The organism is Vibrio albus, assembly GCF_003144035.1.
In the GTDB taxonomy this organism is placed as follows: Bacteria; Pseudomonadota; Gammaproteobacteria; order Enterobacterales; family Vibrionaceae; genus Vibrio; species Vibrio albus.
On record NZ_QFWT01000002.1, the window covers coordinates 482,709 to 497,558 of the forward strand.

17 protein-coding genes are annotated in these 14,850 nt (G+C 47.5%); 4 read left to right on the forward strand and 13 right to left on the reverse strand.

The genetic code is table 11. From position 1 onward, the window contains the following. Positions 1–40 precede the first annotated feature (40 nt). The 11 genes from acpS to rpoE all read right to left on the reverse strand — a co-directional run bounded on the left by acpS (position 41) and on the right by rpoE (position 9,706). Complete coding sequence (acpS, locus tag DI392_RS05795; RefSeq protein ID WP_109318951.1) at positions 41–421, reverse strand: holo-ACP synthase; 381 nt, start codon at positions 419–421, stop codon at positions 41–43. Positions 422–427: 6 nt separating this feature from the next. Continuing rightward, complete coding sequence (gene pdxJ, locus DI392_RS05800; protein WP_109318952.1) at positions 428–1,159, reverse strand: pyridoxine 5'-phosphate synthase; 732 nt, start codon at positions 1,157–1,159, stop codon at positions 428–430. Then, on the reverse strand, positions 1,156–1,887 hold the full coding sequence (gene recO, locus DI392_RS05805) for a DNA repair protein RecO (RefSeq protein ID WP_109318953.1): 732 nt from the start codon (positions 1,885–1,887) through the stop codon (positions 1,156–1,158). The genes pdxJ and recO overlap by 4 nt, the downstream gene beginning before the upstream one ends. Positions 1,888–2,232: 345 nt before the next feature. Continuing rightward, a complete protein-coding gene (gene era / locus DI392_RS05810; RefSeq protein WP_109318954.1) occupies positions 2,233–3,207 on the reverse strand; it encodes a GTPase Era in 975 nt (324 codons plus the stop codon). After that, on the reverse strand, positions 3,200–3,877 hold the full coding sequence (gene rnc, locus DI392_RS05815; protein WP_109318955.1) for a ribonuclease III: 678 nt from the start codon (positions 3,875–3,877) through the stop codon (positions 3,200–3,202). The genes era and rnc overlap by 8 nt, the downstream gene beginning before the upstream one ends. Before the next feature lie 10 nt (positions 3,878–3,887). Further along, positions 3,888–4,787 carry a signal peptidase I gene (gene lepB, locus DI392_RS05820; RefSeq protein ID WP_109318956.1) on the reverse strand — a complete coding sequence of 300 codons (900 nt, stop codon included), beginning with the start codon at positions 4,785–4,787 and terminating at the stop codon, positions 3,888–3,890. A gap of 314 nt (positions 4,788–5,101) precedes the next feature. Further along, positions 5,102–6,895, reverse strand: coding sequence for a translation elongation factor 4 (gene lepA / locus DI392_RS05830; protein WP_109318958.1), 1,794 nt, complete (start codon positions 6,893–6,895; stop codon positions 5,102–5,104). 78 nt (positions 6,896–6,973) lie between these two features. Next, positions 6,974–7,444, reverse strand: a complete 471-nt coding sequence (locus DI392_RS05835) for a SoxR reducing system RseC family protein (protein ID WP_109318959.1) — start codon at positions 7,442–7,444, stop codon at positions 6,974–6,976. Further along, positions 7,441–8,457 (reverse strand): sigma-E factor regulatory protein RseB, encoded by a 1,017-nt coding sequence (gene rseB, locus DI392_RS05840; protein ID WP_109318960.1) that lies wholly within the window; start codon positions 8,455–8,457, stop codon positions 7,441–7,443. Before rseB ends, DI392_RS05835 begins: the two co-directional genes overlap by 4 nt. Continuing rightward, a complete protein-coding gene (locus DI392_RS05845; protein WP_109318961.1) occupies positions 8,454–9,068 on the reverse strand; it encodes an RseA family anti-sigma factor in 615 nt (204 codons plus the stop codon). Before DI392_RS05845 ends, rseB begins: the two co-directional genes overlap by 4 nt. 59 nt (positions 9,069–9,127) lie before the next feature. Further along, positions 9,128–9,706 carry an RNA polymerase sigma factor RpoE gene (gene rpoE, locus DI392_RS05850; protein WP_109318962.1) on the reverse strand — a complete coding sequence of 193 codons (579 nt, stop codon included), beginning with the start codon at positions 9,704–9,706 and terminating at the stop codon, positions 9,128–9,130. Between the two features lie 374 nt (positions 9,707–10,080). Between rpoE and nadB the strand changes: the two genes are divergently transcribed. Then, positions 10,081–11,697, forward strand: a complete 1,617-nt coding sequence (gene nadB, locus DI392_RS05855; RefSeq protein ID WP_109318963.1) for an L-aspartate oxidase — start codon at positions 10,081–10,083, stop codon at positions 11,695–11,697. Positions 11,698–11,770: 73 nt separating this feature from the next. Here nadB and DI392_RS05860 read toward each other — a convergent pair whose 3' ends face one another. Together DI392_RS05860 and DI392_RS05865 are read right to left on the reverse strand one after the other, a co-directional pair. Then, entirely contained in the window at positions 11,771–12,184 is a 414-nt protein-coding gene (locus DI392_RS05860; RefSeq protein WP_342749702.1) for a protein YgfX, read from the reverse strand. Continuing rightward, positions 12,153–12,413: an FAD assembly factor SdhE gene (locus DI392_RS05865; protein WP_109319039.1), complete on the reverse strand. Its 261-nt coding sequence runs from the start codon at positions 12,411–12,413 to the stop codon at positions 12,153–12,155. The genes DI392_RS05860 and DI392_RS05865 overlap by 32 nt, the downstream gene beginning before the upstream one ends. A gap of 179 nt (positions 12,414–12,592) precedes the next feature. On the opposite strand from DI392_RS05865, the gene ygfZ reads away from it, so the two are divergent. The 3 genes from ygfZ to DI392_RS05880 all read left to right on the forward strand — a co-directional run bounded on the left by ygfZ (position 12,593) and on the right by DI392_RS05880 (position 14,777). Next, complete coding sequence (gene ygfZ, locus DI392_RS05870) at positions 12,593–13,576, forward strand: tRNA-modifying protein YgfZ (RefSeq protein ID WP_109318965.1); 984 nt, start codon at positions 12,593–12,595, stop codon at positions 13,574–13,576. Beyond that, positions 13,557–14,021: an aminoacyl-tRNA deacylase gene (locus DI392_RS05875; RefSeq protein ID WP_425445680.1), complete on the forward strand. Its 465-nt coding sequence runs from the start codon at positions 13,557–13,559 to the stop codon at positions 14,019–14,021. Before ygfZ ends, DI392_RS05875 begins: the two co-directional genes overlap by 20 nt. 549 nt (positions 14,022–14,570) lie before the next feature. After that, a complete protein-coding gene (locus tag DI392_RS05880; protein ID WP_109318967.1) occupies positions 14,571–14,777 on the forward strand; it encodes a DUF1107 domain-containing protein in 207 nt (68 codons plus the stop codon). The last annotated feature ends 73 nt before the right edge of the window (positions 14,778–14,850 follow it).

The window sequence follows — 14,850 nt, forward strand, 5'->3', positions numbered from 1 at the left end:
GTAATCTTAAGGGAGCCTGTGACCGCTCTGTTATCTTCGTTTATGACTCAAACACCACCGTGACCACCGCATAGTGCCGCTCATCTGAAATCGAAATATGGGTATGGTTCACGCCCATACCCTGTGCGATTTCTTTGGCTTTATTACTGAGCTCAAGCACGGGCTTACCATGCTCATCATTACGCACCACAAAATCGTGAAGCGTCACGCCATGGGCAATACCGGTTCCCAACGCTTTAGACGCCGCTTCTTTCGCCGCAAAACGTTTGGCCAGATAACGCCCTTTCTGTTTCAGCCCGGTAAAAACCGTCATTTCGGACTCAGCCAGAATACGTTCAGCAAACGCATCACCGGAACGTTCCAGCGCCTTTTCAATACGCCCGATTTCAGCGATATCTGTGCCTAAACCAATAATTGCCATAGCGAATTACCGGCGCGCCTCAAGCATCGTCGTCTTCATATCCGCAACAGCTTTATCCAGACCATCAAAGACAGCACGACCGATAATAGAGTGACCGATATTCAGTTCGTAGATCTCAGGCAAAGCGGCGATTGCAGCAACATTATGGTAAGTCAGGCCATGCCCTGCGTTAACCGTAATACCTAAATCATCCGCATAGCTGGCCGCAGCCGCGATCTTTTTCAGTTCACTTTGCTGATCCTGATCGGTTTCTGCATCAGCATAATGACCGGTATGCAACTCAATAAACGGGGCACCACATGCTTTTGCCGCATCAATCTGCTCTCTGCTGGCATCAATAAACAGCGATACTTTAATTCCGGCTTCCGTCAGTTTTGCTGTCGCGGACTTTATTTTGTCCAGTTGGCCTGCGACATCCAGTCCACCTTCTGTGGTCAGCTCTTCACGCTTTTCCGGTACCAGACACACATATTCAGGTTTCGTATTAACGGCAATATCCACCATCTCATCGGTCACCGCCATTTCCAGATTCATGCGAGTCTGAATGGTTTCACGTAGAATACGTACGTCCCGGTCTTTTATATGTCGACGGTCCTCACGCAAATGGATAGTGATACCATCAGCACCCGCCCGCTCTGCAATTTCTGCCGCATGAACCGGATCGGGGTACTTGGTACCTCGGGCATTACGCAGAGTGGCAATATGGTCGATGTTGACACCTAAAAGGATTGAACTCATTTTTCAGTACTCCGTACTATGGGAGCTGTCCTTAATGTAAATAGCTCCCTGCTTTTTAATGGTTTTCCGCCAAGATAAGGCTTAAGCGCTATACGTGTAAAGCGTTTTGCCGCTTTTAGCTGCTCTTTGGTTAAAAAGCGCCTTTCAGCAATAGCGATCAGCTCATCACCACGAAAAGTCAGGTTGTCTCGGCGGACACTGGCAATAAAGCCTTTCTGTTCACGATAACGGTAGGTCATCTCAGGATCGACTGGCTCATCGGTTCCGGCACAATGCAGGAAATCGACTCCATATCCCAAAGCGGACAATAGTGCTAATTCAAATCGTCGCAAAGGCGGCTCAGGATTATCGACCTGCGCCAGTTCAGATAAAACGTGCAGGTAATCATGAAACAACGCAGGGTAAGGGGTTTCCGGCTCCACCACCCGGGCCAGCAACTCATTCACATACATAGCCGAGTAGAGGTTAATGCCGTTAAGAGGCAGACCAAGGCTAATAGGTTCAGCCTGACGCAGGGTTTTCATTCCCCCTTTGCCAGACCACTTCATCAATAAAGGAGTAAAAGGCTGAAGTGCCCCTTTGAGGCTGGAACGCTTGCTGCGAGCGCCTTTAGACATCAGGGTTAACCGGCCATATTCCTCACTGAATACGTCCAGGATCAGGCTGGATTCGCTGTAAGGGCGACGATGGAGAACAAAGCAGCGCTGGAGGCTGGAACCTTCACTCATGTTAACCATGCCCCCTCGTTCCCATGCTCTGCGTGGGAACGCAGACCTGGCTTGATATTCTTACACATGATATTAGTTAGCTATGACCATATAATAATCACAGGCACAAGAATACCGACGATTGCTATAGTTCCATATGCATTCCCACGCGGGAGCATGGGAACGAGACAATATTAGTTCGCTATGACCATATAAGAATCACAAGCACAAGAATACCGACGATTGCTATAGTTCCGTATGCATTCCCACGCGGGAGCATGGGAACGAGATAGCAGCGCAGCGGTCTAGCCTCTGTAATCTATAAGGGAGCCTGCGACCGCTCTGTAATCTGTATTCTGAACAACCCTAATCCAGGTCGTCGATATAACCCAGTGATCGCAAAGCACGTTCGTCATCTGCCCAACCGGATTTCACTTTAACCCAGGTTTCCAGATACACTTTGCGCCCGAACAGCTCTTCCATATCCAGACGGGCTTCACGGCCGATGGTTTTGATCTTCTCGCCACCTTTTCCTATCACCATTTTCTTCTGACCGCTGCGTTCAACCAGAATCAGCGCATTGATATGAAAACCATCCGTTTCAGGATTATAGTCAAAACGTTCTATCTCAACCGTGACGGAGTAAGGTAACTCGTCGCCGGTAAAACGCATCAACTTCTCACGCAGAATTTCAGAGGCCATAAAGCGCTGAGAGCGATCCGTGACATACTCTTCCGGGAAGTGATGAACCGCTTTTGGCAGGTGTTCGCGCACATGTTTACGAATCGCATCGGTATTTTTGCCATGTTTGGCAGAAATCGGGATCACGTCAACAAAGTCCATCTTTTTAGACAGTTCGTGCATGTGCAGCATCACTTCATTGCGATCTTTCACGTTGTCCACTTTGTTCACACAAAGTACGACAGGGAAGTTCGCCTTCTTCAGCTTAGTCAGCACCATCTCATCATCGTCAGTCCAGTGCGTGCCTTCTACCAGGAACAGCACCAGATTAACGTCACTCAGGGAGCTATTAGCCGCACGGTTCATCAGACGGTTGATCGCCCGCTTCTCCTCGATGTGCAACCCGGGAGTATCCACATAGATAGCCTGATAGTCACCATCAGTGTCCACCCCCATAATACGGTGACGAGTCGTCTGCGGTTTACGGGAAGTAATAGATATTTTCTGCCCCAGAATATGGTTCAGCAGCGTTGATTTACCCACATTCGGACGCCCGACAATGGCAATAAAACCACAGTGCTGGTTGTCCGGACTCGTGCTTGCTTCTCCGTGCGAAGCAAAGTACGCATCCAGATCAAATTCGTTGTTCTCATCAGACATTAGTCAGTGTTCCCAAAGCTAATTCAGCAGCCGCCTGCTCTGCCTTGCGGCGACTGGTGCCTTTACCGATAACAGGTTTATCCACACCTGAAACTTCACACGAAACCGTAAATTCCTGATTATGCGCTTCGCCTTTAATATTCGTCACAGAATAAACAGGTAACGGTTTTTTGCGCCCCTGTAAAAACTCCTGCAAACGAGTCTTAGGGTCTTTCTGAGACACACCAGGCTGAATTTTATCCAGACGCTCCTGATACCAGGAAAGTACAACCTGGCGAACAGTCTCAATATCACTGTCCAAATAAATTGCACCGATAATCGCCTCGACAGCATCTGCCAGAATAGAATCCCGGCGGAAACCACCGCTTTTCAGCTCACCTGGACCTAATTTTAAGTAATCTCCCAGCACAAACTCACGTGCCAGTTCCGCCAGTGTATGGCCACGAACCAGTGTCGCACGCATACGGCTCATATCCCCTTCATTCACTTTAGGAAAGCGATGATAGAGATCGTCAGCGATGACAAAACTTAAAATTGAATCGCCCAGAAACTCAAGACGTTCATTATGTTGACTGTTGGCACTGCGATGTGTCAGCGCCAGATTAATCAGGCCACTATCATTAAACTGATAGCCGACCCTTCTCTCTAATCGATTAATAGGAGTAGTCATACTCTCTCTGTTATTTAATGCCACCGATGCGACTAAAACGTACACCGGTAGGGATCCATGAAGGCAGCACGCTGTCCGCACTACGCTCAAACTCAAAGCTAATCCAGATACCGATAGCTTTACCTACAAGGTTTGCTTCCGGGACAAAACCCCAGTAGCGGCTGTCAGCACTATTATCACGGTTATCACCCATCATAAAGTACTGACCTTCAGGTACCACCCATTCGTTGATACCAGATCTCGGCTGATAAGCCGCAATGTTATCCTGACGAATCGGATTCATCAGGATCTGATGCTGAACCTCACCCAATTTTTCATCCAGACGCATCAAAGGAATATTATTCTGTATAAACTGGCTTTCCACTACATTGGACAGTTTCACAGGCTCGCAAGTAGACTGTCCCTTAGGTTTAACACAAATCTGTTTGTTCGCGCTGTAACGAACCGTATCACCTGGCAGGCCTACCACTCGTTTAATGTAATCAATACTAGGCTGAGGAGGATATTTAAATACCGCAATATCACCACGTTCTGGTTTACCGGTTTCTACCAGCTTGGAACGAAATACCGGATCTTTAATACCGTAGGCGTATTTTTCGACCAGAATGAAGTCTCCGACCAGCAGAGTCGGCATCATGGAACCGGATGGAATCTGAAATGGCTCAAACACGAAAGAGCGCAGCACCAACACAAAGGCGATAACCGGAAAAATAGATACGCTGTTTTCTACCCACCATGGCTGGGGAGCCACTTTGGAGGCGACCTCTTCTTCCAGACCGTTCATGGTCTGCGCTTCTACTTCTTCCAGTTTCTGTGCCCGCTGTTTCGCCCATACCAGTTTTTCAAGCGCCCAGACGACCCCAGTGACCAGCGTCACAATAACCAGAATCAGCGAGAATGTATTAGCCATCAGTATTCCTTATAGTTTGCTCTTTCTCTTTAAGAGAGCCTCATACGAACAAAGTTATTATTCGCTATCTCATTTCCTCGTTCCCATGCTCTGCGTGGGAATGCGTACCGGGCTCAACGCTACCATACATAACCGGCTGATATCGATTCGCCTGAATCACCGCTGTAATCACGAGTACTGGAATATCGTCAATCAATATAACTCTTATGCATTCCCACGCGGGAGCGTGGGAACGAGAGTATGCCTTAAAAAATAAGATTCCCGCCTTCGCGGGAATGACCATAATGAATAATAACCAGCTAGCTTTTGACTACTTAATCTTTGCCGACATGCAGAATGGCCAGGAACGCCTCCTGAGGCAGTTCAACGTTACCGATCTGCTTCATGCGTTTCTTACCTTCTTTCTGCTTCTTCAGCAGTTTCTTCTTACGGCTGACGTCACCACCATAACACTTGGCGATGACGTTTTTACGCAGCTGCTTGACCGTAGAACGCGCGATAATATGGTTACCAATAGCAGCCTGAATCGCAATATCAAACATCTGACGTGGAATAAACTCTTTCATCTTCTCGACCAGCAGACGGCCACGGCTCTGAGCCTGATCTTTATGGGTAATAATCGCCAGAGCATCGACCCGGTCACCATTCAACAGAACGTCTACCCGCACCATATCGGACGCTTCAAAACGCTGGAAGTTGTAATCCAGAGAAGCATAACCGCGAGAGGTCGATTTCAGGCGGTCGAAGAAGTCCAGAACCACTTCGGCCATCGGGATGTCATAGGTGACCGCCACCTGATTACCGTGGTAAATCATATCGACCTGAACACCGCGTTTTTCGACACAGAGGGTAATTACGTTACCTAGGTAGTCAGACGGAACCAGAATATTACAGCGTGCAATCGGCTCTCGAATTTCCTCAATGTCATTAACCGCCGGCAGTTTAGCCGGGCTGTCCACGTACAGAGCGGTACCATCGGTTTTCTCAACTTCATACACTACTGTCGGTGCGGTAGTGATAAGGTCCAGATCGTATTCGCGCTCAAGACGTTCCTGAATGATCTCCATATGCAGCATGCCAAGGAAACCACAACGGAAACCAAAGCCCAGAGCCGCAGAGTTTTCTGGCTCATAGAAAAGAGAAGCATCATTCAGGCTCAGCTTACCCAGCGCATCACGGAAGTTTTCATAATCATCAGACGACACAGGGAACAAACCCGCATACACCTGAGGTTTGACCTTCTGAAATCCTGGCAGCGCTTTTTCACAGCCGTTTTTAGCCAGTGTCAGGGTATCACCCACCGGGGCACCAAGGATATCTTTGATACCACACACAACCCAGCCTACTTCGCCAGTATTCAGCTCTGTGGTATCAAGCTGCTTAGGGGTAAAGATCCCAAGGCGGTCAACGCCCCATACCTGACCGGTACTCATTACTTTAATCTTGTCGTTTTTCTTCAGTACGCCGTTTTTAATACGCACCAGTGAGACAACGCCAAGGTAGTTGTCAAACCAGGAATCAATAATCAGTGCCTGTAGCGGGGCATCCGGATCGCCTTCCGGTGCCGGGATGGCAGAAACAATATTTTCCAGCACATCATCAACACCCAGCCCCGTTTTAGCGGAGCAGCGAGTGGCTTCCATCGCATCGATACCAACGATCTCTTCGATTTCCTCAGCTACACGCTCAGGGTCCGCAGCAGGCAGGTCAATCTTGTTCAGGATTGGCACCACTTCCAGATCCATTTCAATCGCGGTATAGCAGTTTGCCAGCGTCTGAGCTTCAACCCCCTGACCAGCGTCCACCACCAGCAATGCGCCTTCACAGGCTGCCAGCGAACGGGATACTTCATAAGAAAAGTCTACGTGTCCCGGAGTATCGATAAAGTTAAGCTGATAGGTTTCCCCATCCTTAGCCGTATAGTTAAGAGTCACACTCTGCGCTTTAATGGTAATACCACGCTCACGCTCCAGATCCATAGAATCCAGAACTTGCTGATCCATTTCGCGGTCGCTCAACCCTCCACACTGGTGAATCAAACGGTCAGAAAGGGTCGACTTACCATGGTCGATATGGGCGATAATCGAAAAATTACGAATGTGCTTCATAGGTTGGTGTGACTAACTCTTAAAAATGGATGGAGAAAATACCAGCATTAGCTGGTACTACGACAAAGTTGCGAGATTCTACCCAATATCAACGGGATCTCCAAGCACTCTTATCAGAGTAATCGCCTGTTCAGATGCCTGCTGCATCTTTTCAGATAACTTGCGGGCCAGCCATATGCCGGCGGCCATGCACAGGAAGGCCGATAAGATCACCCAGCCTTCGCCATCACCGGAAGCGAACAGAGACTCCCCAAGAAACCCGCCCAGCATTAACATTACAATGGGAATAAGATAAACCACAGAGGCAAACTGAAGCAGTTTTTTCTCCGGCAAGCCAATCTCTATCATCTGTCCGGGCTTGACTTTTTTCTGGGTAATTAGGGCCCATTTATGGCTCTTATTACCTACAGCTTTAGACACTATTCCTGTTCCACAACTGCTTTTTGACGAACAGTGGCTACAACTGCTTTGTTGCTGGCAACTGAGTTCCACCACATTTCCCTGTTTGCTTTCTGTCACTGCTGTGACAGTTGCCAATGCTGTCATCATGGTTGAGTCCCTTCATCCGTTACTGGTTGCTCACCTTTTGAACTTAACGCTTTTTGCTTCACAGTACCAGAGTTAAATACCACTGACTGGGCGATATGCTTGGCCGTTTCCGGAGGAATATCTCCTACCACCGTGATCTCTTTATTGCCTTTTACATAGCTTTGTAATGTACGCCGTCCCTGCCGAACAAGATGCCCTTGTAAAGATGTACTGTCTCTCTCTGATACATAGACTGAGAAGTTAAACAGACCATCACTGTACATCTGACTTTCTACCAACTTCTCAATTTTCAGCATCTTATAACGGTGTAGATTATGAGGTTTGAACCCATCGGGAATCCAGCCAACCTGCCAGGAGGACACCGTAGTTTTACTCTCAGGTAACGTGATAACGCCGGGTAACTCCACATCATTGAGGCGGCTCATATACTCGGCGATTTTCTCATTAACAGAATAAGACACCGTCCGATACTGCTCCAGCACCTCACCGTCTCTGTCAACCAGATCCGCCCGAAGTGGCAGGCTCGACTTTTCATCGACCCACAACATGTAGGAATAGCGTGTGCCATCCTTAGGCACCACACGAACAACCTGAGAAGCTGAACCGGCTTCTCTGGAACGCCCCATAAGAACAAAGTCATAGTACTGACTCAGCGTTTTGATATCGCTGTTTAACAAAGGGATAAGTGGTGCAATCATCTGGCCGGACTGTATAGAAAAAGGCTCCATGCCGGGTTCGATATAACTGACGACCTCACCACGGCGTATCACTTCCCGAACCGGGCCACTCAGATAAACCAGATGAGCCAGTCGATGACCGCTGACAGAGGCATGACGAAAAACCAGCGGCTCAATGCTGTTTTTCTTTATCAGGATATAAGAAAGTTCATAGTTTAACTGCTGACTGGCTTGATTCATTTGAAGCAATAAAGCCTCCGCAGAGTGTTCCTCTGCCGAGGCTTGAGATTGGATCAAACTGAACAGTGTCAGCACACTGATCAGAATTATTTTCATTCAACTACCGGTTGTAAGTGTTCTGTTTTCTGAGCTTTAGTATCAGTTGTCAGACGTAACTGCAACTCATAATCTTGCAACAGCGCATTAATTCTTCGGCGCTGTTCCAGTACTTTAGCTTCATCGCGATGAGTCTGCTGATAAGCTTTAGGGCTTACTGTTTCACGAGTCAGGCTCACCGGCTCTACATTACCGGATAGAGGAATCGTCTGTAAAACAGGTAGCTGTTCAGACTGCGACTGACCGGAATCCCCGCCATATTGCTGTACACCGACAATCACAGCCAAAGACACACTCGCCGCCACGGCCACTTGCCCAAGTTGGGTTAGCCAGGCAGGAAGCTTACGTCGGGCCTGAGCAGGCGTCGGCTGCGATTCCACCAGAGGTGTTGTCACTTGTGTATAATTTGGCTCGTTTTCCAATGCGGCAGCGACACTGTCAGCGATATTCCAGCTGACGGTTTCCGGTGCCTCACCCCGCATAACATCACCAATAAGGTGATAGTTTTGCCAGGTCTTCTGGCTTTCAGGCTCCTGTTCCAGCTTTGATATCAAAGCCTTATCAACAGTTTCTCCATCCATCAGCGCTGAAAGCAATTCTTTATCAGCCATCTATTTCACCATACCTATTTGTGGTTCCGTGTCTATTTTGTTTGGACAATAAACCTTGTTTAGCGTTCCATAAGCGGTTGAATTTTTTTCTCCACCGCTTCACGGGCACGGAAAATACGTGAACGTACCGTGCCTACAGGACAATCCATCACAGAAGCAATTTCCTCATAGCTCAAACCATCCAGTTCTCGCAGAGTCATTGCTGTTTTCAAATCATCAGGCAGAGCCTCTATCGCGGCAAACACTGTTCGTTTCAGCTCACTGGATAACGTCAGGTTCTCCGGATTCGATATTTCTTTTAATGCACTGCCTGTTTCATAAAATTCAGCATCTTCAGCGTCAACATCACTTGCCGGAGGCCTGCGCCCTTGCGCAACGATGTGGTTCTTCGCTGTATTCACAGCGATTCGGTACAACCAGGTGTAAAATGCACTTTCTCCCCGGAAATTAGGGATGGCACGGTAAGCCTTGATAAAAGCTTCCTGCGCCACATCAGGAACATCACCGGGATTATTTATGTACCGGGAAATAAGATTGCATACTTTATTTTGATACTTAATCACCAAAAGATTGAATGCCTGTTTATCTCCTTTCTGAACCCGCTCAATCAATACCTGATCGGTCAATTGCTCGTTCATTCGAGCACGTACTCCTATTGTTTTCGCCCTTACCTTCTCAGATATGAGCACTAATTATGCAAAATGTAGTATTGACACCACCGCTTACATGAGCAGTATTGTGACTCATTGATAGCAGAAAAGTTCCACTGTTCCAGCGTATTTTAATTATTTTTCTCAAGGCGTGATGCCACAAGCTGTCAGCCTATTAAAAATGGCCGTGGAATAACACTATTAAAAGAGAAAATTAGGGGCGATTTAAGAAATAAGTGAATAAAGTAATTTGAAGGCATGAGTGTTTAGCCGCATAATGACTCGTATCTCTCATGACTTAACCTCTTTCTGAAGAGCAAATCTGTGATTGTTCTAATATAGTTCGGGAATATAAAAGTTTTATGAACACAAACCGAGAACATCAGTGTGATGTATTAGTAATAGGAAGCGGCGCTGCCGGTCTGTCTCTGGCTCTGCGTGTCGCAAATAAAGGGAAAGTCATCGTACTCAGTAAAGGTCCCTGGAGCGAAGGCTCGACTTTCTATGCCCAAGGCGGCATTGCAGCCGTATTTGATGAAACTGACAGTGTCGACTCTCATATCCAGGATACGTTGATTGCCGGAGCCGGTATCTGTGAAGAAGATACGGTTGAGTTTATTACCAAAAACGCTAAAAAATGCGTGCAGTGGCTTATCGATGGCGGCGTACCTTTTGATCGGGAAGACGATGATTCAGATGACAGCCCTCGCTACCACCTGACCCGTGAAGGCGGACACAGCCACCGCCGGATCCTTCACGCCGCAGATGCTACCGGGATGGCCATGCAGACATCGCTGCAGGACAATGTTAAGCACCACCCGAACATCACCATCCTTGAACGACATAACGCACTTGATTTAATTACTGAAGACAAAATTGGCGGCAATAGAAAAAAAGTCGTGGGTGCTTACGTCTGGAACCGCAATAATGAACATGTAGAAACTATCCGCAGTAAATTTGTGGTACTCGCTACTGGCGGCGCATCAAAGGTTTATCAGTATACTTCTAACCCGGATGTCTCTTCCGGTGACGGTATCGCCATGGCCTGGCGTGCAGGATGTCGTGTTGCAAACCTGGAGTTCAACCAGTTCCACCCAACCTGTCTTTACCACCCGGAAGCGCGTAATTTCCTTCTGACCGAAGCCTTAAGGGGCGAAGGCGCTTACCTGAAACGTCCGGATGGCTCCCGCTTTATGAAGGACTTTGATGAACGCGGAGAACTGGCCCCTCGTGATGTCGTCGCCCGTGCTATCGATTTTGAAATGAAGCGCCTTGGTGCAGACTGTATGTATCTGGATATCAGCCATAAGCCGGCGGACTTTATCGAAAAACATTTCCCGACCATCTACTCCCGTCTGATGGATCTGGGCATCGATATGACGCAAGAGCCGATCCCGATTGTACCTGCTGCCCACTATACTTGTGGTGGCGTGATGATTGATCAGCAAGGGCAAACGGATCTTAAACAGCTTTATGCCATCGGTGAAGTCACCTATACCGGGTTGCACGGTGCAAACCGTATGGCTTCAAACTCCCTGCTTGAGTGTGTCGTATACGGCTGGTCGGCTGCCAATGATATCCTGGAAAAGCTACCGGAGGCAGAAATGCCGGGCACACTCCCTCAGTGGGATGAAAGCCTGGTATCTAACTCTGACGAAGAAGTAATCATCCAGCATAACTGGCATGAGCTTCGCCTGTTTATGTGGGATTATATGGGTATCGTCCGCACCGATAAACGTCTTGAACGTGCGATGCGACGAATTCAGCTTCTGCAGCAGGAGACCCATGAGTACTACAGCAACTTCCGGGTATCCAATAATCTACTGGAAATGCGTAACCTGCTTCAGGTTGCGGAGTTAATGGTTCGCTGTGCCATGCAACGTAAAGAAAGCCGCGGGTTGCACTATACGCTGGATTACCCGGATCAACTGGAAAACAGTGGCCCGACGATTCTGGAGCCAGATGACTTCAGAGCATAACCTTCTGATACCCTGTTTTCAGCAGCCCGGATATTGGGCTGCTGTTATTTTTAGGGTTCCCGACCGTCCTGCATTAACCGCAGTCCTGAGACTTTAACACCACCAGTAAATGACGATAATCCTCTTCATTGCAGCTGTCTCTCCAGATACGGAACAAGCGTCTATCGCTGGTTTCTATACGAATCATTAACGGGCAGAACACCGTGATAACGCGTCGGATATCGAGTTCTTTTTTCTCATTCTGAGAGTCAGCGATCACCATCTTATTTCCCGGCCTTATACGCAGTAACCCCGTATATTCCTGGCCAATCAGATTATCCGAGGCAGAGGCAAAGCTCCCAAACAAATAGAGAGCACATACCAATGGAACAGGTGAAACCAGCACAGACCAAGTAATCAAACAGACCACCGTCAACTGCATGACCCGGGCCAGTTTGGACGCTTGAAGATAAAGGCTAACTGAGTTTACTGGCGTTATGAGCGACAATTTTATCTACCATGGCAGCCAGTTTGGGGTCATCACTGACCCCCTGATGCATCACCCAGCGAAATAAATCCGGATCATCACACTCCAGAAGCGCTACAAAATCTGTCTGCTCCTCTGCAGACAGAGAATCAAAACACTCTTCATAGAACGGCATAATCACCACATCCAGCTCCAGCATCCCCCGCCGGCATGACCACTTAATCCTCGCTCTTTCTTTCTCTGTATACATATTCCCAACCTGAGTCATTCATTCCAGTCTGTTCAAGTTACCCCAACAACCCGCATTCAGCGAGATTTTATTAGTTAACATGCAGATACCCCAATCACAAAGCATGAAAAAAGTGATGGCTGACAAATGATGACAAGAGGACTACCATAACCAGAACAAACAATAACAGGTAGCTCAACATGACTTGGAACTCGCTTTTTTCTCCGCTGGCAATCACTTCATCCGATCCGCTTCCTAAGCTGATCATCACCCATTTAACTTCCTGGTCCGCGATTACCGTGACAGGAACCGATACGAAAAGCTACCTTCAGGGACAACTGACCTGCGATGTTGTCAGCGTCGCAGACGATAAATCGACGCTGGGAGCTCACTGCGATCCTAAGGGCAAAATGTGGAGCATCTTCCGTCTGTTCCATCACGGTGAAGGGCTGGCGCTGTTTCAGCACGCGGATGCGCTGGATACCGCATTAGCTGAGCTGAAAAAATACGCCGTTTTTTCTCAGGTCAGCATCGCCAATACCACCGATGTCGCGCTCGGTGTGATTGGTGAACAGGCCGATGCTTTCATTAACTCTCTGTCTGAGCAACAGGGTGACGTGAGAGGTATCTCTGGGGGTACAGCAGTGAAAGTCAGTCACAACCGCTGGTTATTGCTGCTGAGTGAAGACAAGGCCGCAGAACTGGTCAGTAAGACAACAGAAGCCGACTTTGCCGATGAAACTATCTGGGACTGCTGTGATATCCAGGAAGCCGTACCCCGTATTACCATAGCTAACCAGAATGAACATATCCCTCAGGCGCTGAACCTGCACCTTCTGGACGGGGTTTGCTTTACCAAAGGGTGCTATACCGGTCAGGAAACGGTTGCCCGGGCCAAATATCGTGGGGCAAACAAACGTGGTATGTTTAAAGTCAGCGGACATTGTGATGCTCTGCTTAGCAAAGAGCCCCTGCTGGAAAGACGTGTTGGTGATAACTGGCGGTCGGCTGGCCCACTCATCACCCAGTACCAGTACAGTAATGGTGACGGTATCGGGCTCATTGTTCTGCCTCTGGATCTTGAACCGAACACAGAATTAAGACTGAAAGATACGCCAGACAACCACTGGAAGATAGATACTCAGCCATATCTGCATACTGATGATGAAGACACCAATAACTGAATACCTGAACAGGCAACAGGTTTCTTTCCGTCTGTTGCCTCACCAGACACCAGCGACCAGTATTGAGGATGCCGCCCGACAGCGCGGTATCTTACCGGAGCAGATGGTTAAATCCATTCTGCTGCGGGATATGGATAATAACTACGCTCTTGCCTGTGTGCCAGGCCACTATCAGGCCGACCCGAAAAAAGTCAGGGCCCAGCTCCGGTGCCGTCGTATGACCTGTGTATCCCAACAAGATGTCCCCTCTATTACCGGTTATGAACCAGGAACAGTGACCCCATTACTGCTCCCCGACAATATGCCGATCTTTTTTGATGTCACTTTTAAGGATATGCAGGAGGTAACCATCAGCAGCGGCAGTAACATGGCAGGTATCGCACTTCAGCTACATGACCTTGTGAAACTCTGCCAACCATCCTTTGCCGACATCATACGAAATTAGAAATAACGCCACACAAACTGCGAGCCACCTCTCTTCATTAACACCAAATGTGATCAATATCACAAAATAAAATGTAGAATCATGAATACTTATTGATCCGCTATAAATAAATATTCATATCTACTCAAATCATGTAATCTCCTTTTTGCCCACCCTATTGTGTCCCTCTGCTCTATTAGCAGATATATAGGTTAGGTGGGCCAAAAGTGAATCCACTGGCTATTGATGAGTCTGTAAGGAGACTCTGATAGTCATATCCACTTTTTGTGTAATGCATCTGTGACTATTTCGCCCGCAATTTTTGCGGGCTTTTTTTGTTATCAGAGCAATAGCCAGCAACATCAAAAAGGCTTAAGAGACAAAACTAAATTTATTCTGATAGGCAAGCATAATAAGAGTCAAAATAGATATTGTTCTTAATTTTTGCTACATCCAGCACAAATAACTAATACAACAAAGCCAACAATTAGTTTTATTCTAAATTGATCACACTTGTGTAACATTAAACAGCCTATAATCACCGGGCAAAATAAATAAAAAGGAAAAAATATGAGACTGTTTAAGCGCTATACGCCAGGTATGATAGCGAAACATGTTAGTCGGTTGTTTAAGGGCAGAATTTATATCTATGGTATTGGAAAGTTTGAGTTTGATAATGGCAAGTTGATATTGCCAGACAGTGCAGAAAAGCGGCACTACAAAACGGTAAAAGAAGTCAATCAGGAAATAATGAAGCTGCGCTGCGCGTATGCCTGATGATACAGATAGAATAATTATTCTAAAAGAGCTGGTTTACACCAGCTCTTTTTGGTTTTCGACAGATAGGGGG

Coding starts and splice junctions, on each gene's coding strand:
- acpS (WP_109318951.1), bottom strand. CDS start 421: ATGGCAATTATTGGTTTAGGCACAGATATCGCTGAAATCGGGCGTATT.
- pdxJ (WP_109318952.1), bottom strand. CDS start 1,159: ATGAGTTCAATCCTTTTAGGTGTCAACATCGACCATATTGCCACTCTG.
- recO (WP_109318953.1), bottom strand. CDS start 1,887: ATGAGTGAAGGTTCCAGCCTCCAGCGCTGCTTTGTTCTCCATCGTCGC.
- era (WP_109318954.1), bottom strand. CDS start 3,207: ATGTCTGATGAGAACAACGAATTTGATCTGGATGCGTACTTTGCTTCG.
- rnc (WP_109318955.1), bottom strand. CDS start 3,877: ATGACTACTCCTATTAATCGATTAGAGAGAAGGGTCGGCTATCAGTTT.
- lepB (WP_109318956.1), bottom strand. CDS start 4,787: ATGGCTAATACATTCTCGCTGATTCTGGTTATTGTGACGCTGGTCACT.
- lepA (WP_109318958.1), bottom strand. CDS start 6,895: ATGAAGCACATTCGTAATTTTTCGATTATCGCCCATATCGACCATGGT.
- DI392_RS05835 (WP_109318959.1), bottom strand. CDS start 7,444: ATGATGACAGCATTGGCAACTGTCACAGCAGTGACAGAAAGCAAACAG.
- rseB (WP_109318960.1), bottom strand. CDS start 8,457: ATGAAAATAATTCTGATCAGTGTGCTGACACTGTTCAGTTTGATCCAA.
- DI392_RS05845 (WP_109318961.1), bottom strand. CDS start 9,068: ATGGCTGATAAAGAATTGCTTTCAGCGCTGATGGATGGAGAAACTGTT.
- rpoE (WP_109318962.1), bottom strand. CDS start 9,706: ATGAACGAGCAATTGACCGATCAGGTATTGATTGAGCGGGTTCAGAAA.
- nadB (WP_109318963.1), top strand. CDS start 10,081: ATGAACACAAACCGAGAACATCAGTGTGATGTATTAGTAATAGGAAGC.
- DI392_RS05865 (WP_109319039.1), bottom strand. CDS start 12,413: ATGTATACAGAGAAAGAAAGAGCGAGGATTAAGTGGTCATGCCGGCGG.
- ygfZ (WP_109318965.1), top strand. CDS start 12,593: ATGACTTGGAACTCGCTTTTTTCTCCGCTGGCAATCACTTCATCCGAT.
- DI392_RS05875 (WP_425445680.1), top strand. CDS start 13,557: ATGAAGACACCAATAACTGAATACCTGAACAGGCAACAGGTTTCTTTC.
- DI392_RS05880 (WP_109318967.1), top strand. CDS start 14,571: ATGAGACTGTTTAAGCGCTATACGCCAGGTATGATAGCGAAACATGTT.